18 protein-coding genes are annotated in these 23,397 nt (G+C 37.4%); all 18 read left to right on the top strand.

Annotated elements, in window-relative coordinates; genetic code table 11:
- Window positions 1-1,572 carry an EpsI family protein gene (locus tag L3J70_08980; protein MCF6236484.1) on the top strand — a complete coding sequence of 524 codons (1,572 nt, stop codon included), beginning with the start codon at window positions 1-3 and terminating at the stop codon, window positions 1,570-1,572.
- The gene (locus L3J70_08985) at window positions 1,550-3,637 is read left to right on the top strand and encodes a tetratricopeptide repeat protein (GenBank protein MCF6236485.1); all 2,088 of its coding nucleotides are present in this window, start codon (window positions 1,550-1,552) and stop codon (window positions 3,635-3,637) included. Before L3J70_08980 ends, L3J70_08985 begins: the two co-directional genes overlap by 23 nt.
- A gap of 106 nt (window positions 3,638-3,743) precedes the next feature.
- Window positions 3,744-4,358 (top strand): polysaccharide export protein, encoded by a 615-nt coding sequence (locus tag L3J70_08990; GenBank protein ID MCF6236486.1) that lies wholly within the window; start codon window positions 3,744-3,746, stop codon window positions 4,356-4,358.
- Between the two features lie 54 nt (window positions 4,359-4,412).
- Window positions 4,413-5,921, top strand: a complete 1,509-nt coding sequence (locus L3J70_08995; GenBank protein MCF6236487.1) for a chain-length determining protein — start codon at window positions 4,413-4,415, stop codon at window positions 5,919-5,921.
- Between the two features lie 12 nt (window positions 5,922-5,933).
- Window positions 5,934-6,824 (top strand): XrtA-associated tyrosine autokinase, encoded by an 891-nt coding sequence (locus L3J70_09000; GenBank protein MCF6236488.1) that lies wholly within the window; start codon window positions 5,934-5,936, stop codon window positions 6,822-6,824.
- Window positions 6,825-6,851: 27 nt separating this feature from the next.
- Entirely contained in the window at window positions 6,852-8,246 is a 1,395-nt protein-coding gene (locus L3J70_09005; GenBank protein MCF6236489.1) for a TIGR03016 family PEP-CTERM system-associated outer membrane protein, read from the top strand.
- Window positions 8,247-8,266: 20 nt separating this feature from the next.
- Window positions 8,267-9,397, top strand: coding sequence for a UDP-N-acetylglucosamine 2-epimerase (non-hydrolyzing) (gene wecB, locus L3J70_09010; protein ID MCF6236490.1), 1,131 nt, complete (start codon window positions 8,267-8,269; stop codon window positions 9,395-9,397).
- Window positions 9,397-10,278 (top strand): DUF3473 domain-containing protein, encoded by an 882-nt coding sequence (locus tag L3J70_09015; GenBank protein ID MCF6236491.1) that lies wholly within the window; start codon window positions 9,397-9,399, stop codon window positions 10,276-10,278. The genes wecB and L3J70_09015 overlap by 1 nt, the downstream gene beginning before the upstream one ends.
- Before the next feature lie 14 nt (window positions 10,279-10,292).
- On the top strand, window positions 10,293-11,882 hold the full coding sequence (locus L3J70_09020) for a polysaccharide deacetylase family protein (protein MCF6236492.1): 1,590 nt from the start codon (window positions 10,293-10,295) through the stop codon (window positions 11,880-11,882).
- A gap of 117 nt (window positions 11,883-11,999) precedes the next feature.
- The gene (locus tag L3J70_09025) at window positions 12,000-13,166 is read left to right on the top strand and encodes a glycosyltransferase family 4 protein (protein ID MCF6236493.1); all 1,167 of its coding nucleotides are present in this window, start codon (window positions 12,000-12,002) and stop codon (window positions 13,164-13,166) included.
- A gap of 34 nt (window positions 13,167-13,200) precedes the next feature.
- Window positions 13,201-14,121, top strand: coding sequence for a polysaccharide pyruvyl transferase family protein (locus tag L3J70_09030; GenBank protein ID MCF6236494.1), 921 nt, complete (start codon window positions 13,201-13,203; stop codon window positions 14,119-14,121).
- A gap of 92 nt (window positions 14,122-14,213) precedes the next feature.
- Window positions 14,214-15,203: a polysaccharide deacetylase family protein gene (locus tag L3J70_09035; protein MCF6236495.1), complete on the top strand. Its 990-nt coding sequence runs from the start codon at window positions 14,214-14,216 to the stop codon at window positions 15,201-15,203.
- A 93-nt stretch (window positions 15,204-15,296) separates the two neighbouring features.
- On the top strand, window positions 15,297-16,361 hold the full coding sequence (locus L3J70_09040; protein MCF6236496.1) for an acyltransferase: 1,065 nt from the start codon (window positions 15,297-15,299) through the stop codon (window positions 16,359-16,361).
- A gap of 73 nt (window positions 16,362-16,434) precedes the next feature.
- Entirely contained in the window at window positions 16,435-17,748 is a 1,314-nt protein-coding gene (locus L3J70_09045; GenBank protein ID MCF6236497.1) for an O-antigen ligase family protein, read from the top strand.
- Window positions 17,749-17,803: 55 nt separating this feature from the next.
- Window positions 17,804-19,630: an ABC transporter ATP-binding protein/permease gene (locus L3J70_09050; GenBank protein MCF6236498.1), complete on the top strand. Its 1,827-nt coding sequence runs from the start codon at window positions 17,804-17,806 to the stop codon at window positions 19,628-19,630.
- Window positions 19,631-19,654: 24 nt separating this feature from the next.
- On the top strand, window positions 19,655-20,470 hold the full coding sequence (locus tag L3J70_09055; protein ID MCF6236499.1) for a polysaccharide lyase: 816 nt from the start codon (window positions 19,655-19,657) through the stop codon (window positions 20,468-20,470).
- 97 nt (window positions 20,471-20,567) lie between these two features.
- Entirely contained in the window at window positions 20,568-21,488 is a 921-nt protein-coding gene (locus L3J70_09060; GenBank protein MCF6236500.1) for a glycosyltransferase, read from the top strand.
- Window positions 21,489-21,906: 418 nt separating this feature from the next.
- Window positions 21,907-23,337: a B12-binding domain-containing radical SAM protein gene (locus L3J70_09065; protein ID MCF6236501.1), complete on the top strand. Its 1,431-nt coding sequence runs from the start codon at window positions 21,907-21,909 to the stop codon at window positions 23,335-23,337.
- The last annotated feature ends 60 nt before the right edge of the window (window positions 23,338-23,397 follow it).

Here is a 23,397-nt window from a genome sequence, read left to right on the forward strand (position 1 = left end):
GTGCCTATCGCCGTTACAAACATATTTTTAAAACCAGTTAATATAGTATTTTTGCTCTTTGCATGGGCCGTCTGGCTTTATTGGTCGACATTAAGCCCACTGCAAGAGACATGGGCTATGACTCTGGACACACCTTACTCGCATGGTTTTTTCATGTTAGGCCTGGCTATTGTTATATTTGTGCAGCAATGGCGAAGTCTCGGCCACAAGATCATCTTAAAGCTGAGTTTATGGGGTGTTTTGCTGGTTTTCCTGGTCTCTTTTTTATGGCTTTTAGCAAAGCTGGGGCATGTTCAAATTGTTCAGTTATTGAGTTTTTTAATGTTGTTGGGCTCTATCTTATATAGTTTGCTGGGATGGAAGAGTGCCTCTTTTTTTCTTGTTCCCCTTTTATTGCTGCTGTTGGTGATGCCAATTTTTGGAGAGGTTGGAAATTTGCTTCAAATTGGAACTGCTCTGGCAGTCGATACTTTGCTTAACTCAACAGGTTTACCTGCTTTTTTAGATGGATTTTTGATTACGATTCCGGCAGGGGTATTTGAAATTGCACCAGGGTGTAGTGGGGTAAATCAGTTTGTAGTCGGTGTGACATTAGCGGTTTTGATGTCATGGTTTAACCGAATGGTGCCGGTTGCGTGGGTGATTAATATTGTTTGTATTGCCTTGATTGCTTTTGCTGCAAACATATTACGGGTTTATATTATTATCTGGATGGGTCAGAAAACGGCCATGCAGCACTACTTTATTACCGTAGAGCATGTTTCTCTGGGGTGGGTGCTTTTTATGGCAGGTTTTTTTGCCTATTTATTTGTAACTAACCGGCTGTTTCCCGATCGTTTTTATAATTATCTGTCGCCTCAGCGTAAGGCACTTTTACAGCAGATCAAAGAACCCGTATCGAAAAAAAAATCGGATAAGTTTGTTTTACCCTTATTGTTTATTGCTGTTGCGATAGGGCCGGCTGTATTTGCATATGCAGATATACAAAGTAAGAGCCATACGTTTGATGCAATAGAGTTTGAGGCTTTATCTTCTGATTGGAGTGAAGTGACGGCAGATGCAAATGAAAGCTGGCAACCTGTCATTCAGCAAGGAGATGTCGTTTTTTCAAAGGTATACAGAGCGGGTGATAATCAAAAAATTGCTCTTCATCTTTCATTTTTTGCCCAGCAAGCGCAAGGCAAAGAAGCTGTGAGTGATGATAACAAGGTTTATGATGGTAAGCAGTGGAAAATATTTTCCCAAAAAAAATCCAGAGTTGTTTTGTCACAAGAGATCTATTTAGATGTGGAAGAGAGTCTCATCAAATCACTTAATGGGAAAGAAAAAATTGTATGGCGGTGGTATTACGTGCAAGATCAACGGCTTATTAATCCCTATGTTGCAAAAGTTTTAAACATTGTGGGAGTGCTTTTAGGGAGGCCTGAAATTACAGTGTTTGTGGTTGCTACAGATCAAAATATGGTATACGAAGAGAGCATTGATCGTTTGAAGAAATTTCTTGTTGATAACCTGGCGCTGTATGAAAGCACAATTAATGGAATGAAAAATGTTAAAGAAAATAGTCAATAATTATCAGTTTAAAGTTTACTCTCTCTTGATTGTAAGTGTGTTGTTATTGGCAGGTTGTGGGCCTTCAATGACTGATGTGGAGCATATTCGAAAAGCGAAGGAGTCTCAGTCAAAAAGTGACTGGAATTCTGCCATTATCAGCTTTAAAAATGCATTGCGTCACAACCCTGATAATGCGGAGGCAAGATTTTTATTAGGTGAAACTTATCTCTCTGTTCGCCAGGGTGAAAATGCAGAAAAAGAGTTACGCCACGCATTGAAAGGAGGTTTTTCGAATGAATTGTTGCCTGTTTATTTAGGAAAGTCTCTTCTCTATCAAGGCGCGTTCAAAAAAGTTCTTGATGAAATTAATACATCAAATGATGACTCAAAAGAGATTAATGCAAAGTTATTGGCGGTTCGAGGGAGTGCTTTTTTAGGCTTGAATAATAGTGAATCTGCTCTTCAGGCATATCAAAAAGCACTTGAACAGTCTGAAAACTTAAGTGAAGCACTGTTGGGTTTGGCTAAGCTGGAGATTAAAAAAAACAGTCATGCTGAAGCAAAAAGGCAGGTCGAACATGCAATAAAATCGGATGAAACCAATTGGGAGGCCTGGTTGATAAAAGGTGAACTGGCTTTTTCAGGGGCAGATTATGTGGTGGCTGAGCAAGCATTTAAAACTGTTTCAGATCGTGGGGACGGTATTTTATGGAAGCTTCAGGGGCGTTTGGGATGGGTTAAAACGCTGATTTCACAAAAGCAGGAAAGCAGAGCGTTAAGTGAAGTTGAGGCACTTCTGAAGGAGTTTCCGACTCACCCTATCCCTAAATTTTTTCGCGCACAAATTGCCTATGATCAAGGCGATTTTGATACTGCAAAGGAGCAACTATTACAGGTTGTTAAATTATTTCCAGGCCACAATCCCAGTTTGTTATTGTTGGGTGCGATTGATTTATCAAAAAACAATCTGGAACAGGCGGAGAATTATTTAAACCGTTTTATAGCAGCTAGCCCCGACCATATTCCAGCACTTAAACTATTGGCAGAAATACAAATGAAACGAGGCCAACCTAAGTTGGCTGTGGAGGCTTTAAGTCATGCATTGCTGCAAGCGCCGGATGATATGCGGTTGTTGGCAATGGTTGGGCAGGCTCAATTTGCTGCGGGGGATGCTAAGGCAGCAGTTTCGACCTATCGTCAACTGACTAAAAAGAGCCCTGATTCAGCAGTGGCATGGTTGCATTTAGGGCGTATGCAATTGCAACAAAAGAGTTTGAGTGATGCCAGACGTTCACTGAAAACGGCGTTGGAGGTCGAACCTAAACTTCTTCTTGCTGCGTCAATGCTGGTGCGTTTAGAGCTTTTTGAAAATCGACCGAGTGCTGCATTAGCTGTCGTGCAAAAATTAAAAAAAAGCGCGCCTGATATGATTGCTGCGAATGTGCTTGAAGGTGATTTGTTGATGGCTCGACAGGAGTTTTCAACTGCCGCAAAAATTTTTCAGAAGGCTTTTAATAAAGAAAAAAACAAGCCGTTAGCTTTGAAAACATTTATTGCTTTAAATAAGTCGCAACAGAAAGAGACTGCCATTAAAATGATGGAGGAGTGGCTCAAAATAGATTCGAGTGATATGCGTGGACGATTTGAACTGGCAAGTGTTTATCAGCAAATGGCTGAATATGATTTGGCACAACCACATTACGAATATATTTTGAAAGAGAATGAAAATAACGCATTCGTATTGAATGATCTGGCCTGGTTGTTACATAAAAAAGGTGATTCCAAAGCATTGGAATATGCAGAAAAAGCGGCAGGGCTTCAGCCTGAAAATGGTGCGGTTCTCGATACTTTGGGCTGGATTCTGGTTCAAAAAGGTGAAATTGATCGGGGCGAAAAAATATTACAAAAAGCTTTGGTGTTGACACCAAATATACCCGAAATTCGTTACCATCTAGCGGTCGCTTTAGCCAAATCAGGTCGAACTGATGATGCTCGAAAAGCATTGCAGGAATTAATTAACTCGCCTTCAAGTTTGGCGTTTAGTGAAATTGACAAAGCTAAAGCGTTTTTAGAGCAGTTGTAATGTGATTTTTTGCCTTGAAATAATTCGGCGATATATGTAAAGATTAAAACTGATTTTTTTGCTATTATTCGTAAAGTTTTACAGAGTATTCTTAAGGAATTTATAAATGAAAAAAATACCGTGGGTTGTTTTGTGTTTGTTAATGGTTTTTGTGACTGGCTGTGTGGGCAAGAGTATTCCATTAGCGCCCCAAAAACTTGGAAAAACAGCCGTAGATATGGACTACTTGATTGGCCCTGGTGATGTGATTGATATTTTCGTATGGCGTAATCCAGATGTCTCTGTCACCTTGCCCGTAAGGCCCGATGGTCGAATTTCGACCCCGCTGGTTGAGGATATGATGGCAAGTGATAAAACACCGACGCAGTTAGGACGAGATATTGAAAAAGAACTGTCGACTTACATTAAAGAGCCGATAGTGACTGTTATTGTAACGGAGTTTTTTGGGCCTGATTCACAGAATATTCGGATTGTAGGCGAAGCAGCCCAGCCTGGGGCGCTTCCTTATCGAAATAATATGACTGTGTTGGATGTGATGATTGCTGTGGGAGGGCTTACCGAATTTGCAGCAGGGAATAAAGCGCGTATTGTGCGTAAAGTGAATGGCCAGTCAAAAGAGTTTCAGGTATTTCTTGAAGATTTGATGCGTGGTGGTCACATTGATGCCAATGTAGAGATGCAAGCGGGTGATATTTTGATTATTCCTGAGTCATGGTTTTAATATCACCAGAACTTAACGAAAAATGGAAGAGAGAAGTGAAGGGTTTAAAGCATAATGCGTGAAAATATCGAACAAATCTACCAGTATGCATGGAAAATATGGCGGTGGCGGTGGATTGCTTTGGGTGTTGCTGCCGTTGTATGTGCTGCTGGTTGGGCTTTTGTCGCACAGATGCCTGATAAATATGAGTCAATGGCTCGAGTTTTTTTTGATTCACAGTCGATGTTGAAGCCTGTTTTGGATGACATAGTCGTTGATGATGAAGACGTTAGGGAAAGAATTATACAGACATCACGTCAGACTCTGTTAAGTCGGCCTAATATGGAAAAGGTTGTTCGTGATACTGATCTTGATTTGGAGACGCACACTCCGGCAGAAAAAGAGCGTTTACTTGCGGGGCTGGCAAAGCAAATTGAGGTCACAGGTACTGTCAAAGATAGTATTTACACGATACGATATAAAAACAGTGACCCTATCTTGGCGAAAGAAGTTGTTGAGTCAGTGCTCAATATTTTTGTTGAAGATCTTGTAGGTACAATACGTGGGGGCAGTAAAGGGGCAGAAGAGTTTATTGAAAAGCAAATTAAAGAATCTGAGGTTAAGCTGCGTGACGCAGAAGATCGTTTGAAAGAGTTTAAGCGTGCCAATATTGGGCTGATGCCAACAGAAGCGGGTGGCTATTTCACAAGAATGCAGAATGCTACAGATAATCTGGATCAATCAAGGCTCGTGCTGAATGAAGCCATCCAGCGTCGGCAAGCGCTTGAGTCCCAGTTATCCGATGCTTCATCAATAAAACAAAAAAATACTGACGTAACAGTTAATATGTTGATGGAGAAAATTTCAAACATGGAAAGTAATCGAGATGCTCTCATGTTGCAATTTACTAATAGACATCCCGATGTGATTTCTGTTAAGCAAAAAATTATTACCTTGGAAAAGCAGCTAGAAGATGAGTTGTTAAACACTAAAGAAAGCAACTATGTTGATGTAGAAAACCCGATCTATCAGGAGTTAACAATCGAGCTTGGCAAAGTTGAAGCTGAGGTCGCGGCATTGGGAGCGCGCAAAAGGGAGTGGCAGCGTAAAGTGTCTAATTTGAAGCGGTCAGTGGATACAGTGCCACAGGTGGAAGCTGATCTGTCGAGGCTCAATCGTGATTATGATGTCATCAATGCAAATTATAAAGTACTTGTAAGTCGGCGGGAAGCTGCAAAAATTTCAATTGCGGCTGATGAGAGTCAGTTCAGGGTTATTGACCCCCCTTTTGTTCCGCTTGTGCCTGCCGGGCCGGGTCGGCCTATACTGATGTCGCTGGTTCTACTGGCGGGTTTAGGTGTTGGTATTGCTTTTGCATTTCTGTTATCTCAATTCAAGCCAACTTTTGACAATACCAATGAGTTATCCAATGGTTCGGGTTTTCCTGTGTACGGCAATATTTCAACAGTGTGGAAAGAGTCAGAGTTGTTAAATAAAAAATCTAATTTCATAGTTTTTTCATTGGCTGTATCGGCTCTGTTTGTTGCGTATGGGATTGTCGTTGGAATACAAGTTTTTTCTTAGAGTATTAGGGTAATGAGTATTATTGAACGTGCAATCGACAGGTTAACAGAAGGCAATATGGAGTTGACAAAAAAACCAATGACTGAAAGTGGCAGGTCTGAGCAATTTGAAGTAGAGCAATTAACAGGTGAACAACTAAGCATCAACAGCCATAAGCACGTTAAAATTCTGAATAAACTAAAAGAGTCTGGAATGATTACCACGAACTCTGGCCGGAGTTTGATTTCTGAAGAGTTTAGGCGGATCAAGCGTCATGTGTTGATGAATGTAGCGGGGCGCGGTGAGAAGCGAGTCGATAATTCTAATGTTATTATGGTGACGAGCTCCTTGCCTAATGAAGGTAAAACATTTTCAGCAATTAATCTGGCGATGAGTTTCGCAATGGAGCAGAATAAAACGGTTCTATTGGTTGATGCTGATGTTGCAAATCCCTCAGTCACAAGGGACTTGGGTATCGAGAATTTTGATGCTGGATTAGTGGAGTTTTTAACAGGCGAAGTGCCTATGCTCTCAGATTTAATTTTAAATACAGATGTGCCCAACTTAAGAATTTTACCTGCAGGGCGCACTCACCAACATGCAACCGAGTTGTTTTCAAGCACCAAAATGGATGATTTGATTGATGAGTTGGCAAAACGGTTTCCAGATAGAATTGTTGTTTTTGACTCGCCCCCTTTGCTGGTGACCACTGAATCTGCCGTTCTATCTGAAAAAATGAGCCAGATATTAATGGTTGTTGAGGCAGAAAAAACCCCTCAATCCGCCATTAAAGATGCGCTGTCATTACTTGATTCATCCAAAATAATAGGGCTAATCTTAAATAAAAGTAACATTAAATCGAAAGGTTCAAACTATGGTTATGGGCCGTATAGTTATGGCTACGATTATGCAAAACAAAACTAAAGTCGTTCCTGAGTCGGAGTTTTAAAATTGAAGGCTATTGTTGTTTGTTTGCTTTTTTTAGGTATGGCCAGTGTTCAGGCCAGTACAACTTTTACCCCTCAACTTTCGGGCGGGGTGGGTTATTCCGATAATATTGAGTTAGCGTTAAAAGGGAGTGAACAATCCGAATCAATTTTTGAAGTGAATCCAGGCTTTTTGCTTTTGAGTGAAGGTAGAGCGCATACACTTATGGCAAGGTATCGCATGCGAAATATTTTTTACTCTGAAGATCGAGAGCGTAATATAAGATTTAACCAGCTCCAGGCCGATGTAACAAAAGAACTTCTAGGTGAAACCTTTTTTATTGATGGTTCAATACTGCATACACAGGGTGCTATTTCTCCTGAGAATTTCTATAATGTAAATAGTGCCGCTTCTCCAGGCTCTGTTAGAAACGAAACTTATAGCAATATCAGTCCATACATAAAATATATATTTGATTCTTCAATCAGTAGCGAATTGCGTTATGAATTTGGCAATGCTTTGTATGAAGACTCTTCACTTGATAATGTCAATAAAACTGTGTTGCTGCATTTTGATTCAATGCTGAATGAAAGTGAGTTTAATTGGGCGTTTGATTATTCCAGAAGTGATATAGAGTATGATGCAGGTAATGCTTTTGATATTCGCCAAGAGAAGACGAATGTCACGCTTCAATACAGGCTTTCCAGAAGTTTTGCAATGTATAGTGATATAGGTTACGACAATAATAGCTATGCTTATTCTGAGGGTGAGCGGCCTGTAGGCTCTTTATGGATGGCTGGTTTTATATGGGCACCCAGTAGTCGTACACTACTAAAAATAGGTGCAGGAGAGAGATTTTATGGCAGTACTTATTTTCTTGATATTCAGCATCGTTCTCGAAGGCTGGAGCAGACTTTTAGATACAGTGAAGATATTGTGACAGTATCGCAGGTTCAAAGTGCAGTCAGAGCTTTTAATGCGAGCGGAAGAGTGGAACCCCCATCATTTAATACACTGGCTTTAAGTGCAGATGCCTTTATCAGAAAAAGAGCCGACTTCAATATAGGCTATGATGTGGCTGGAAACCGTATTGGAATTGAGGGTGTTGTTGAAAAAATGGAGAACCAAACCAATATTGGCAATACAGGTTCTCAGGAATCTAAAAATGCAGGAGTGTATTGGGAAAAACGTTTAACAAAACATGCAGAACTTAGACTCTCTTCTCGGCTTGAAAGAAGAACGAATTCATTTCAAAGCGGAGAGAGTCAAATAAATTATAGTGAACTCTCAATCAGACAGAATCTGGCTCAGAATGCATCACTGTCGGTCAGCTATTTTTATTCAGATAGTAAAGGGCCACAAGAAAGACAGAATTATATTGAAAACTATATAAACAGCAGTATAAATCTGGAGTGGTAGTGATCCTCAGGGAATTTCAAATGAAAAACAGCAAAACAATTTTTTGTATAGTAGGTGCACGTCCGAATTTTATGAAAATTGCACCGATTATGGCGGCTCTTGAAACTACAGAAGGCTTGCATGCCAAGCTGGTGCATACTGGTCAGCACTATGATGTCGCAATGAATTTACAATTTTTTGAGCAGCTGGGAATTCCTACGCCAGATGTTGACCTGGAAGTGGGTTCAGGAAGCCATGCGGTACAGACTGCTGAAGTGATGAAGCGCTTTGAACCGCTCATTGATGATGAAAAAGATCTGGCAGCAATATTGGTGGTCGGAGATGTGAATTCAACAATTGCCTGTGCGTTAGTGGCTGCGAAAAAAGGTGTGCCGGTGATTCATGTTGAAGCCGGACTGCGTAGTTATGATCGAGCTATGCCTGAAGAGATTAACCGTGTATTGACGGATCAACTTTCTGATTTGCTCTTTATTACTGAGCGAAGTGCAATAGATAATTTGAAGCGTGAAGGAATTGATAGTTCTCGGGTTCACTTCACGGGTAATGTCATGATTGATACACTCATGCGCAATCTACCGCAAGCCACAGCTTTAGATAAAATACTGGAAAATGTTGATAATAAGTCGGCAGTTTTAGATAGTGAAGAAGGTTACGCTGTGCTCACCTTGCATCGACCATCCAACGTCGATGATCCGGTTGTTTTGAAAAGTTTGCTGGAAGCAGTGGCTGAAATAAGCCAAAAGCTACCTGTTATTTTTCCTGTACATCCTCGTACATTGAGTTGCATAAAAGAGTTTTCTTATGGCAGTCTGATTAATTCAGAGCGAATTATACAGCTACCCCCCTTGGGATATCTGGATATGCTGGGTTTGATGGCTAAAGCACGTATGGTTTTGTCTGACTCAGGGGGAATACAAGAGGAAACAACGGCATTGGGGGTTCCTTGTGTCACGCTTCGGGAAAATACAGAACGACCGATTACGGTAGAAGAAGGGACCAATATTGTTGTAGGCTCTGATCATGATAAAATCATTAAGGCCGTTAATGATATTTTTACGACAGGTGGAAAAACAGGCCGTATTCCAGAGTATTGGGATGGGAAATCAGCACTGCGGATTGCAAAAATAATTAAAGAATTTGTCGAATTGTAATGAAAGAAATAACCAATGCAATGACCATAGACGTGGAAGATTACTTTCACGTCTCTGCTTTTGAAAAATATATAAAACGTGAAGATTGGGATAAGTTACCCTGTCAGATAGAAAAAAATACGTATCGCATACTGGATCTGTTTGATGCGCACAATATCAAGGCGACTTTTTTCGTTTTGGGTTGGGTTGCGGAGCGTTACCCAGCGATTGTTCATCGTATCGTTGCTGACGGACATGAATTGGCAAGCCATGGTTACAGTCATGCTCGTGTTACAACGCTGCAACCAGATGAATTTCGTGAGGATATTCAACGAACAAAAAAAATGTTGGAAGATATGGGTGGATGCGTGGTACGAGGTTATCGAGCACCGAGCTATTCAATTGTTGAGTCAAATTTATGGGCACTGGATGTTTTAGAAGAAGTTGGCTATGAATACAGCTCCAGCATTTATCCTGTAAAACATGATCTATATGGAATTCCACATGCGCCCCGTTTTGCATTTTATCCAAAAGAGAATAAAAAATTATTGGAAATCCCAATAACGACAGTTAAACTATTTGGGCATAATTTCCCAGGCGGTGGGGGCGGGTTTTTCAGATTATTTCCATACCCTGTTTCACGCTGGTTGATTAATCGTGTTAATAAGCAAGACGATGCTTCTGGTGTTTTTTACTTGCACCCATGGGAAATTGAGCCTGATCAATCCAGGCAGAAAGGTCTGGATGCTAGAACACGTTTTCGGCACTACCTGAATCTTGGGAAAACGGAACAACGTTTGGAAAAATTATTGAAAGATTTTAAATGGGGGCGCATGGATGAAATATTTCTTTTTGGTGAGTCGAAAAATTCATTTCCATATTGTAGATTATTATCTAATTAGTAGCCCTTTATAGTATGTTTTACACACTTAAAAAAATTCCAGTTTTGATAGCAAATCACAGGCCAATAAAACCCTTGCTTCAAAGAATGGGTGAAGGGGTGATTCCTATTTTCATGCTTCATCGAATCGAAGATAAAGAGCGTGGGATAGAAGGAACTCCTGTAGAGGAAATCGAGTTATTCCTGAAAAAACTAAAAAAACAGGGTTATACCCCAATGGGTATGGATGAGCTGTGTCAGCAAATTAAGTTTCCTTATGGGGTCGTAAAGAATAGGTTTATCTTTACAATGGATGATGGCTATCTTGACCAAATTGAAAAAGGTGTGCCGGTATTTCAGAGAAACAATTGTCCTGTTTCAGTTGCTTTAATAACAGATTTTGTGTCAGAAAAAAGTTGGCCATGGGATGCAAAAGTACGCTATTTGTTTGAAACAACTGAAGAGACAAAGTTGTTTTTTATTTCCAGCAACAGTGTCAAACAAAGATTTAACTTATCAGGCATTGAAAATAAATTTTCTGCAATGAGGGATGTGCGTGAATTATTAAAAAATCAAGAAGAAGGTCAGGCCAATAAAAGCTTAAGGTTGCTAGAAGAAAAATTAAAAGTTCAATTGCCAGAAAACGCCCCCGATCATTATAGGCCTTGTAGCTGGAATGATGTAAAGAGACTGGAAGGCCAGGGAGTGAGCTTTATTCCTCACACTAAAAACCACTGTATTTTGTCCAATTTAACAGATGAACGTGCAAAAGAAGAGATTCAAGGCTCAATAAAAGAGATAAACAAGCATATTAATGCGCTTCCTCTGTTTGTTTATCCAAATGGTGCGCAAGATGATTATAATCCATATCATTTTCAGGTATTGCGTGAAAATGGAATTGAACTCGCTTTTACAACGGAGAGTGCTTACCTTTCTCTCAACGATCTTAGTCGTGATAACAATGAATCATTGACTTTGCCTCGGTTAGGCATGCCAAGTGATTGTTTTGAGCAAGAAAAAATTATTACTAAAATTGATTACATTGTTGATCGTCATAATTCTGGTAAGATAAAACGTACAATTAACACAGCTTATGGAATTCGACGAAATGCTGCTTTGAAGATGATCGAAAGTCTGACTAGGCGCCGCTATTTAAAACAGTCGAAAGAGTTGGATATTGATAAAATAAGTCGAATCGTTTTTGTGTGTATCGGTAATATTTGCAGAAGCCCTTTTGCTGAGATTATAGCGCTATCAAATAATCTGGATATTCCAGTTATTTCTGCAGGTATAGAAGCATCTGGAGTCGATAAACCTACTCCTACAGCAATAAAAATAGCAAAAGAGTTTGGCTACAGTATGGATCACCTGTGCTCCACAAGGCTTAAAGATATAGAATTTTTGGATACTGACTTGCTTGTTGTGATGGAGCCTGCACATTTGGATAGACTTAGTGAAATAACAAACAAAGCAAACTATCAGACTACTTTGCTAGGTGTCTGGGATGATACTCCTATGCTGTCGATTAGTGATCCATACGGAGGAACTGAGGCGCGATTTAGAGTGATATTTTCTCATATACAGGTGAGTATGGGGAATTTTCTTAAAAAATTACCCGTACATTAATTATAGCTCATAAGTTATTGCTTCATGCGTGCACACCCACTTTGGAGTTCACAGAAAGAAATAAAATTTTGGATATTCAACTCAAAAAAGTATCAATGAATAAATCAGGGGTAATCAGTGTCAGCAATTATTGTTATATTTCATACCCCATCTAATGCTGGGTACGCAATGACACCGTTAGAAAAGGTGTTTTTTCAGGTAGCATGTAGTTTGTATGGCAGTCAAAAGAACGTACACTTTGCATTTAAAGATCTCGATAATGGTATGCCAAAAAGCTTACCTAAAGGATTTTGTAATGTTATTGAAATAGATTCAGAAAATCAGAGTCAAGAAATGTTTTCTCAGGCGAATTCTTACATTAAAAGAAATAATATTTCTTCAGCTTTTGTATTTGATTTGCAGGTGAAATCCTCAATATGTAGCATGTTGAGGCATGCAGGTATAAAAACTATTATATCATATTGGGGGTCGCCGATAAGCAGTCTTAATAGTAAGTATGTGTTGCTTTTAAAGAGAATTGAGGTTGCTTTGACTCAGAATAAACCCGATTTATTTATATTTGAATCTGAGGCAATGAGAGAATTAGCAGTATATGGTAGAGGGATTTTTAAAAAAAATACTTGTGTCATTCCAACAGGTGTAGATACGGATAGATTTCAACCAAACTCGAGTGCAAAAAATTACTTGAATGAAAGCTTTGATATTCCAAAAACTAAAAAAATTGCACTCTATACTGGTCATATGGAAGAAAGAAAAGGTGTTAAGGTTATTATAAATGCTGCGATTAAACTTAAAGAGGTGCATGGCCTTGATAACTGGCATTTTCTTATATGTGGTAACCGCCCTGGTGAAGAAAAACAATATTTAGAAATTTTAGATGGTACTCAGGCGAAAAATAGTGTTACTTTTGCAGGTTACAGAAGTGATATTGATAAAATTTCACCAGGATGTGAAATTGGAATTATTGCCTCTACTGGTTGGGACTCATTTCCGATGTCATCTTTAGAAATGGCCGCGTGTGGGCTACCAATTTTCGTATCAGAATTGCAAGGACTGACAGAAACAATTGATGAAGGAAAAACAGGTCAATCTTTTGAGCCAGGTAATAGTGCCAGGTTAGCAAAAATGATTTTTCATATAGATCAAAATGAACCGCTGCGTAAGCAGTATTCAGAAGCAGCGCGTAAAAGAATACTTGGCTGCTATAGTTTGACTGCGCATAAAAAGAAACTATTGCGTTGTATTTCTAGTGTATTGAAAAAAACAAATAATATGCCCGTGTAGGCTTATTACGAGTAAACTTAAAGAGTATTAATATATGTCAATCAGCATAGTTAAGCAGGTTTTGAATTCCCTGCCAAAAGATGAAGTTATATTTTATAGAGCAAACCCTGGAAATGCAGGGGACTCGTTAATAGCATCGGGCGCTTTTAAGCTATTTAAAGAGAGTGGGTTGAATATCAAAATATTGGATCCATCAAATTTTGATGCTGCTGGTAAAATAGTAATATATGCTGGTGGAGGGAACCTTGTTGGTATATACCCTGAAACTCGTGATTTTTTTTTTCAGCACCATAAGTCTGCCAAACAACTCATTCTCTTACCTCATACTATTGCTAAAAATGAAGATTTACTTAAAGAGCTAGGCAGTAATGTCACTTTATTTGCTAGAGAGAACGTTTCATATGAATACATAAAAACATATGCATCTAAAGCTAATTTTTTTTTGGATCATGATTTAGCACTACAATTAGATCCGGATATAATTTTGAACTCACCAAGAATTAGTTTCCCATCTGCACTGTATTTCAAAATTATTTATAAATTACGTAAAGACCCTAGAGCAACACATATTCCTTCCATTCATAAAATGCTTAATAATACTTTGTTTGAAATTAACTCTTATTTGACTGGAAATAAAGAAAATGCAAATTTCTTTAGAAATGATGTTGAGAGCCTTTCAGGTAATATTCCAGAAAAAAATGCCGATCTTTCAAAAATATATGAGTATGGCACTAAAAATGAATACCTTACTCAATACACCACAAGTAGATTAATGAAATATATCAATCAGTTTGCTAAGGTTCGTACTGACCGCCTTCATGTATGCATTGCAGCAGCGCTGTTGAATAAACAGGTCGAGTTTTATCCCAACTCATATTTTAAATGTCGTGCTGTATATGAATACTCCCTAAAAGATAGATTTAAAAATATTAAATGGATGGGAGAGGTAGGGTAGGTGTTGTGGAAGTTAACGACTATTATTGAAAATTAAATCCAGTAATTTTTTGATTTATGTTTAGGTCAATAGTAAAAAAGAATATACAGTCTGTGGCATCTTTAATTGGGCGACATAGGTGGCCATTTTTAAAAGGCCAGTTATTAATTTTAGGTTACCACCGCATATTGCCTTCGAATCATCCAGAGTATAAAAAAATGCAACCTGGTATGCGGGTAGAGCCTGAAATATTAAAAATGCATATTCAAACGTTAAAAAAATACTTTGAAGTAGTTGATTTGAATGAATGGGTTGAACGAGTAAAAGCAGGTAAACCGGTTCCTAAAAAAGCTTGCTCTTTAACTTTTGATGATGGGTGGGTAGATAATTACGAATATGCTTTTCCTGTTTTAAAAAAAGAAAATGTACCTGCAACAATATTTCTGGTTTCTTCCATGATTGGTACAACACAAAACTTTTGGCCGGAACGGGTCACTGATATCTTGATTCAGTTAAAAGAAAAGCAGTTTTCAGAGGTTGGAGAAGAGCAGCAAAAATGGTTAACAGACTTTGGGTTGACTGAAACAGAAATGAGTCATTTGGATGAAAGTATGATTGATGAGTTTATCAATCAACTTAAAGTATTGCCTGATGAAAAAATATACAAAATACTTGACGGGTTTGATGAAAACCAAAATATAGACTTAGCGGCTACAGTGAATGAACCCACTCATATTCTTAATGCATTACAAATAAAAGAGATGATGAGTTCAGGATTAGTAAGCTTTGCATCACATACTCAGCAGCATTTGCGTTTAACAATGATTGAGTCAGAAAAAAATTTGGAGCATGAAATTGCCCAATCTAAAACAGTGCTAGAAAACATGTTAGAAAATAAAATTACAGGCTTTTGTTATCCTAATGGTGATTTTGATGATCGAAGCGTATCACTTGTAAAAACGACCTATGACTATGCTTGTACTACTAGAAAAGGTTGGAATTCATCTAAATCTGATGCTTTTCTGCTTAATCGAATGTTAGTGCATAACGATGTGTCCAATACCCCTGTTAAATTCGAGTCAAGGATCTCCAACCTATTATGATGGGCTACATACTTCGGGTTTTAGTATCAACCTCCAATTTATTGTTATGGGCTATTTTAACAACACTACAGATTAACAGGCCATTAGAAAAAAGTGAATAATTGGACTTTTCGTGAAAATAGTCTGGATTTCATTCGCTTGTTAGCTGCGCTGCAAGTCGCAGTACTTCATTCTGCTGAATTTATGTTCGCAGAAAAAACAGGTACTTTATTTTTTGAAATTCTAAGGCTTTTCCCCGGTGTTCCAATTTTCTTTTTTATAAGCGGTTACTTGATAAGTAAATCATACGAAGTTTCACCTACACTAAGTGTTTACACTCGAAACCGTACCTTACGTATATTTCCAGCACTAATAGTTGTGGTTTTTATTAATATTTTAATGGTTTGGTCTACAGGATACTTTTCTGAGTCTGGCGCAACCTTTAAAGATATTACTCTACTTTTTTTTGCAAAAATATCTTTTCTTCAGTTTTACAATCCAGATTTTATGAGGGCATTTGGTGATGGAGTACTCAATGGAAGTCTATGGACCATTTGTGTGGAACTCCAATTTTATATTCTAACACCCATACTCTATCTAGTATTTGGCAAAGATCGTCATTTAAAAAATTTAACACTCATTGTTCTTATCATTATTTTTATGGTGCTTAATCGACTTCTTTATAATCTAGCTGACGAGCACTCGAATGAAGTGTGGTGGAAACTATTTAGGGTTAGTTTTTTACCTTGGTTTTATATGTTTTTAACGGGTGTATTTATTCAAAGAAACTTTAAAGTAATTTCAAAATATGTGGCAAAAATACCTTTTTTCCCGCTATTACTACTCTATATATTTATAGCTTATTTTATTTTCAACGCCGGTACAGGTTTTGGAAATTCAATTTCCCCACTTATTTTCTTTTCAGTCGTACTCATTGTTTTTAGAATGGCATATTTTAAACCTTCAATTTTTGGAAAATTTTTAAAAGGCAATGATATCTCATACGGCATATATATTTGGCACATGGTAATTGTGAATCAGTTTCTTTACTATGGTATGCACGATGAGTATTGGCATTTCTTTGTTGCCATTACTTTAACGTTATTGCTTGCCATAACATCATGGTTTCTTATTGAAAATCCTAGCCTCGGATTTAAAAAATTCACAATAAAAAAATGAACGTTAATTCAGCTATCTGGCCAATTATTTGAAGTGAATTGGAAAATTAAAATTAATAAGAGTAGCTGTTTATATGTTGTCAATTAACGGGGTATTTAAAGACTTTAAAGACTTTTATACCGCATGTAAGGCGCAGGACTTTGCATTCTATATGCTCGCTGCGTACCTCGTATTTTCTTACATGCGTCCACATGTAATTTATCCTACTATTGATTTTTTACCTTGGACTCAGCTGAGCATACTCTTTGGGCTGGCTTATGTATCTTTAAAAGGCCAAATTCGATTTCAGTTAGTTCACTTTGTGATGATTCTGTTTTTTTTAGTCATTCTTGCCTCTTCATATCAGTCTTATTATCCTGACCTTTCATTTAAACACCTTGACTCCTATTACATATGGATCATCGAGGTATTGTTTTTTACCAGTTGCGTAAGGTCATTAAAAGAGTATCGCTTGTTAACTCTCTTATTTTTTCTTATTTTGTTTAAAATGTCACTGTTTGGAGCAAAAACTTGGGCAGAGAGAGGTTTTGGGTTTAGAGATTGGGGAATTGCAGGCCCGAGTGGATTTTTTGCAAATTCAGGTGAGTTTTCTCTATTAATGGCTATGCTGGCAGTGATGAGTTTGGCGTTTATTTTAGGACATAAAGAAGTTAAGAAGATTTATTATTTATTGCCTATCACTGCTACAATGACGGTTATGGGCGCAAGCTCTAGGGGTGGACAGTTGGCACTTATTGTTGGTTTACTGATCATAGCAGTTGCCATAGGGAAGCTTCGTATAAAAAATATTTTAATTGTCGCTATAGCTGCGTTTACTATTATTAGTTTGGTGCCCGAAGAACAGAAGACAAGGTTCTCTAGTGCCGGTGAGGATGGTACCTCCGAAAGCAGGCTTGAGTACTGGAGTGCCGGACTAGAAATGATTGATCAAAACAAGCTGCTGGGAGTTGGTTTTAATGGATTTGCGCAATATTTTCATGATAATTATAAAGAAGAACAACCAGATAACTATCTTTCTAGTCGTAAGGAGGTTGCACACAACACATTTATTCAAGTAGGTAGTACGTTAGGGTATCTGGGATTAATATGTTATCTCTGGCTACTATACCTGTGTTATGCGCTTAACAGAGGGACGCGCAAGCTACTCAAACCAAATAATAAAAACCATTGGGCTTATCGATATGCTATCGGATTAGATGCCGCACTTATCACATATTTGGTCGGTTCTTTTTTCATGTCACTGCTTCTTTATCCATATATCTATCTGATGCTCATGATGTCTCTGTCATTAAAAAATTGCATAGAGTCAGAAGTAGCAAGTGGCTCTATGGAAGACATCGATAGCACTCCAGATGATAAGAACTTGAACGACCCTATTATAAAGTAACAAAAATAGTTTGAATGGAAGAATCTCTGTTATTAAAGGTAATAATTAACACGTTATGTATATATTAGAAGTGATCAAAACTCTATTTCGCTTATTGGATAGGGCAACAAAAAAAAAATACATATTGCTACAACTGTTTTTTCTTGTGTCCGCACTGGTTCAAGTTCTTGGAGTGGCGAGTATCGCTCCTTTTATTGGTATCCTCTCAAACCCTGATATTATCCAATCAAATAAAGTTTTGGTTGTGGTGTATGAATATTATAATTTCTCTAGCAATACAGAATTCATTACTGCTTTTGCCATAGCCTCACTGGCACTTATTGTAATATCCAACTTACTTGCAGGAATAACGATGTGGTTGTCATTTCAATTTTCAATACACTTTGGGAATAAATTACAAAATAATTTATTCCACAATTTACTTGGCAGAGATTATATTTATCATAAAGTTAATGATCACTCTGATGCCATTGCATTGATTAATCAGGAAGCACCGCGGTTTGTCTACATGGTGTTGCATCCATTTTTAATTTTAACTAGTCAGTTATTTATAGCTTTCATTGTATTGTTAGGCCTAATAATACTTGATCCATTTATTGCAAGCATGGCAGGGCTGGTTGTTGGAGGTGCATATTTAGTTACCTATATGTTACTTAAACGGTCTCTGTCGTATCATGGGAAAATTGTATCTGAACGTAACACTGGTGTTCAATCTGTGTTGTCAGAAGCATTTGTTGGTATAAAAGAGATCATAATTGGTAGCAAAGAATATACTTACAAGAAAAAATTTGAATATTATAATCGTCGTGGGCTAGTTTCGCAGTCTTCTATAGCTTTGGCGGGTGACTTGCCAAAGCTAATTATCGAAACCATCTCATTTGGAGCAATACTCTTGCTTGCTATTAGTTTGCTGCTATCTAAGTCAGACTCTGCTCAAATCGTATCAATATTAAGCTTATATGGGTTAGCGGGTTATAAATTATTGCCAGCAATGCAACAAGTTTACAAATCTTTGTCTAGCATTAGTGCCAATGGTGCAGTAGTTATGAAGCTTGGTCGTGAGCTTGAGTATCAAGTTAATATCAAGTCAAAGAAAGTGCTAAAATATGATGAAGATCTCAAATCTATTGAGTTGCGTGGAGTATCATTCACATATCCAAATAGTAGTATGGAAGCTTTGAGTTCGATTAATGCGATATTTGAAAAGGGTTGCATTAATGTTCTTGCTGGTTTATCCGGCTCTGGTAAATCAACAGCGGCCGATATTACCCTTGGGTTGTTGGTTCCCAGTATCGGTGAATTTATAGTGAATGGTTCTGTAATGGATCAAAAAAAATTGACAAGTTACCAAAGTATTATTGGTTACGTACCTCAAAATATTTTTCTGACAAATGAAAGTGTGTTGGCGAATGTTGCTTTTGGTATTGAATCATCAACTATTAACAAGGAAAAAGTGATACGTGCTTTAGAGTTAGCGAATGCTTATGAATTTTCCCTGAAATTACCTCAAGGAATTAATACCATATTAGGGCAAGATGGTAAGCTCCTTAGTGGCGGGCAGAGGCAGCGCATTGGTATCGCACGAGCGCTTTACCATGATACAAAAGTATTGGTGCTTGATGAACCAACTAGTGCATTAGATATGCATTCAGAGCATGAATTTATGAAATGTTTACATGAACTGAAGCATGAGTATTTAATTGTTTTGATCTCACATAGCCCTTCTGTAATCAAAATGTCAGATCACATATATGTAATGGATGCCGGTAAATTAAAAGCAAATGGAAGTTATGGTGAGCTTATAGAGAGCTCACCTGATTTTTTTGAAATGATGAATAAAGCATATAGTAGTTTAGGTGAAAATAATAGCAATCAATTATAATGTGATGTATTGAAGGAATAATTTATGATGGTTAAAAGTGTGAAAAAATTTATTTTTCTTGGTTTAATGTTTATACCCACTGCAAGTAATGCATGGGTCATAAATTTTAATTTCGATGAGGGTGAAGAGGGAGTTAAAGTTACAGAATTTTCAGATGCCGCTGGATACACAGTTTATGATAAAAATATTGTCTATAGTGGTAACGGTTCAGCACAATTAAATATTAAAAAAGGTTCTGATGGCTGGGGTGTTTGGGGCGGACGTAAAAAACTTCCTACAGACCTTGGTGAAGGTGATGAAGTTTGGGTGAAAATTCGTACATTTATGCCAGAGAATTTCGACTATACGACTAACTTTACATTGAAATTTTTAAGGTTTCATATAGCAACAGCGGGTGGGGGTCATTTAGGTTATACCGATATTTATATTAACAATGATGGTACATATAGATATCAAAATGAACTGTATACAACTGATAATAGCGTGGCTATTTTTGGTTCTGAAAACCCAGTGAAAAAAGGGGTTTGGGAAACATATGTTTATCATGTAAGATATAGCACAGTTAATCCTTTGGTTCAGCTTTATAAACATATAGGGGAGTCTGGATTTACTGACGATGGAAAGCCTATTGGTGGGAGCTTGAAACTTATATTTGAAGAAAAATCTGATTACACATTAAAAAAACCGACTGATAAAGTGAAGCATTTCTTACTTTTCACATACTGGAATGGGAATTCACCTAAAACGCAGAGTATGTATGTTGATGATCTACAGGTCTCTACAGTTCCTCCTGAGGAGTTAAAGATCCCTGAAACACCTACTAACCTTATAGTTAACTGATCAGAGGGATAGTAAATTTTACTTTGATTATTTCCAGTAATATCATTACTTGAATAGTACTGTTGTCACTGTTTTTTTTTAACTTTATAGGTTCAATATGGGTGCTACATTATCAATAATTATACCTGCGTATAATGAGAGTAAACATATTGAAAATCTCTTGGTATCAATTAGGGAGTGCTTTGAAGGATTTTCTTTAGATTACGAAACAATTGTAGTTAACAATGGTTCAACTGATGCTACAAAAGCAATAGCACTAAAATATCAGTGTACAGTTCTTGATATAGAGCGCAGCAGTATTTCTTATGCCAGAAATTATGGTGTGCTTCATTCATCAGGAAAAGTGATTGCTTTTATAGATGCCGATGTTCGTCTTACAAAGATTTGGGTAAAAGAATGTCTTAAAAAACTAAATACAATTGAGCATGAAAGTATTGTACTAGGTGCCCGTTATATTGTAAGAGAAAATCCATCTTGGATTGAAATAAATTGGTTTAAACCGTTATCGACTAAAATTGTTGATTATATTAATGGTGGCAATTTGGTTTTAAGCCGAGTTATGTTTGAAAAAATTGGGGGTTTTGACCAGACGCTGGAAACCGGCGAAGATTATGAGTTTTCTATGAGAGCGAAGGCGAAAGGTATTAATGTTATTGTAAACAAAAAATTAAAGGCAATACACGATGGTTATCCCTCAACGATCAAAGCATTTTTTAAAAGAGAAGCTTGGCATGGAAAAGGGGATTTTAGTAGCTTTATGGCATTTAAAGCATCAAACGTTGCCAAGATAGCATTGCTCTTTGGTTGTTTGCATATATTTTTATTAATGAGTTTGTTATTTTTATCGAATATTTACGTTATCTTGGTTATATCTCTCATAATTACTCTAACAATTATGATGTCCGCAAGAATTTTTCATAGTTATGGGCTAGGTTTTATCGTTAGGAATATACCTATTTGCTATATATATTTGCTTGGTCGCAGCTATTCATTAGTAGCAGTGCTGTTAACAAGATAAATTTTTATTTAGCAAAATTGTACCTGATTAGAAAGAATCTTCCGCTTCATGATAGAAACCCTTTAAAACTAGGAATTCAAGAAAATAACTGCAAAGCTCTTAACCAAGGCTTAAAGTAAAAATTTACTGAACTCATAGCCTAGACATCCCTTTTAGATGTTTAATCGGAAGTCCATAGTCTAAATTTAAAGCATTTTTAGCATGTGGCGGAAGATTCTTTCTAATCAGGAAATTGTATGAAAGTGTGCTGGTCAAAAAATAGGGTTCATCAGGAGCGACGCTCTTTTCTTCATGGATGATGAGTTGACTTTGACTGCCTTTTAAGGCCAACCAATATACCCCTCTTCGCGAAGCGAATTTGAGCTCAAGTGAGAAGGCTTTCCGTGGGGTTGTTGATTAAAATAGTAGGTAAGAGTATATGCGAATTATATATGCGGACGCTCATGGTTCAGTACTAGGGAAAGATCAACCTAGTCCCAACTTAAGTTTACTGTATCTTGCCGGCTTTATTCGAAAACACTTGCCCAATACAGAGCAACACTATATTTCTCAAAAACATCCCTTCAGTTACCATATTGATCTGCTGTCTGAATCTCACACAGACATATATGCAATATCTTTTACTTCGTACTCCGCAAAAGTTTCTTTCAACATGATTAGAGAAATTAAAGCAAAGTTTAAAAATCTAACTGTTGTAATTGGTGGATCACATGTCATGACACATGCCGAACAATCTCTTCGTGAAACGGGGGCTGATATTTGTGCCATCGGCGAAGGTGAAAATACTTTTTTAGAGATAGTTAAGCACTACAATGAACTCCCAAATTTTTTACCAAAAATAAACGGTATTGCATATCTGCAAAATAATGTTTTTTTCAAAACAGCGCCTCGAAATCTTATTGATGACTTAGATTCTATTCCATTCCCTGCTCGTGATTTAATGAACCCTGATGATTTTACAGGTGTTAGTTATAGCAAAAGTAGCAAGAATACTGAAATTGTTATTACACGAGGCTGCCCTTTAAGGTGTGTATTTTGTGCTAACCCCGTGTTTAGAGTAGAAGGGGGGCCATTATTTAGAACAAGAACTCCAAAAAGTGTCGCAGATGAAGTTGATCAACTTTACAATATGGGCTATCGAGAAATTTATTTTCATTCTGACGAACTTAATGTTCGTCTTGGATGGTCTATAGAATTATGCAAGGCGCTAGCAGCATTAAACCATAAAGATATGTTTTTTCAATGTAATATGCGGGTTATGCCAATGAATGAAGAACTTGCCTACTGGATGAAAAAGGCCAATTTTTGGTTAGTACGAGTAGGGATTGAAAGTACTAGCCAACGAGTGCTGAAAGGTATTAAAAAGCGTATGTCACTCGAAAAGACGGTACGCGCATGTGAATTATGGTCTAAAGAAGGTATTAAAGTATTTGGCTTTTTAATGATGTATAACTACTGGGAAGAAAATGGAAAAATTGAAATAGAGACCCCTGAGGAAATCAATTCAACCATTAGTTTTGCCTACAAACTGTGGCGTAAAGGGATACTCGACTATACCAGTTGGTGTACTGCAATGCCTGTACCTGGTTCTGAGCTATACGATATATCTGTTAAATATGGTTTTATTGATAATATATATTTGCCGAGTGAGGAATGGAAACCATACGAACATATATCAAGCATTGATAAAAAAGATTTTAATAAACTATATCGGAAAGCTAGATTGCAAACTGCAATTATGGCTATACGTTCTGGAAATATTGAACTACAAAACTGGAAATCAATTTTGAACAAAGTTAAAGTGATGGCTTTTGGTAAACCGAGCAATAAAGCTGATAGAGGTAATTAAGTAAATTTGGGTAAAATCTCTCAGCTTCAATTGCTCTTAGGGAGTCTCTGAACAAGCCCG

The sequence above is a fragment of the Gammaproteobacteria bacterium genome (assembly GCA_021648145.1).
Lineage (GTDB): Bacteria > Pseudomonadota > Gammaproteobacteria > JAADGQ01 > JAADGQ01 > S141-38.

Coding starts and splice junctions, on each gene's coding strand:
- L3J70_08990 (MCF6236486.1), top strand. CDS start 3,744: ATGAAAAAAATACCGTGGGTTGTTTTGTGTTTGTTAATGGTTTTTGTG.
- L3J70_09000 (MCF6236488.1), top strand. CDS start 5,934: ATGAGTATTATTGAACGTGCAATCGACAGGTTAACAGAAGGCAATATG.
- L3J70_09060 (MCF6236500.1), top strand. CDS start 20,568: ATGGGTGCTACATTATCAATAATTATACCTGCGTATAATGAGAGTAAA.
- L3J70_09020 (MCF6236492.1), top strand. CDS start 10,293: ATGTTTTACACACTTAAAAAAATTCCAGTTTTGATAGCAAATCACAGG.
- L3J70_09045 (MCF6236497.1), top strand. CDS start 16,435: ATGTTGTCAATTAACGGGGTATTTAAAGACTTTAAAGACTTTTATACC.
- L3J70_09050 (MCF6236498.1), top strand. CDS start 17,804: ATGTATATATTAGAAGTGATCAAAACTCTATTTCGCTTATTGGATAGG.
- L3J70_08985 (MCF6236485.1), top strand. CDS start 1,550: ATGTTAAAGAAAATAGTCAATAATTATCAGTTTAAAGTTTACTCTCTC.
- L3J70_09030 (MCF6236494.1), top strand. CDS start 13,201: ATGTCAATCAGCATAGTTAAGCAGGTTTTGAATTCCCTGCCAAAAGAT.
- wecB (MCF6236490.1), top strand. CDS start 8,267: ATGAAAAACAGCAAAACAATTTTTTGTATAGTAGGTGCACGTCCGAAT.
- L3J70_09065 (MCF6236501.1), top strand. CDS start 21,907: ATGCGAATTATATATGCGGACGCTCATGGTTCAGTACTAGGGAAAGAT.
- L3J70_08995 (MCF6236487.1), top strand. CDS start 4,413: ATGCGTGAAAATATCGAACAAATCTACCAGTATGCATGGAAAATATGG.
- L3J70_09015 (MCF6236491.1), top strand. CDS start 9,397: ATGAAAGAAATAACCAATGCAATGACCATAGACGTGGAAGATTACTTT.
- L3J70_09055 (MCF6236499.1), top strand. CDS start 19,655: ATGATGGTTAAAAGTGTGAAAAAATTTATTTTTCTTGGTTTAATGTTT.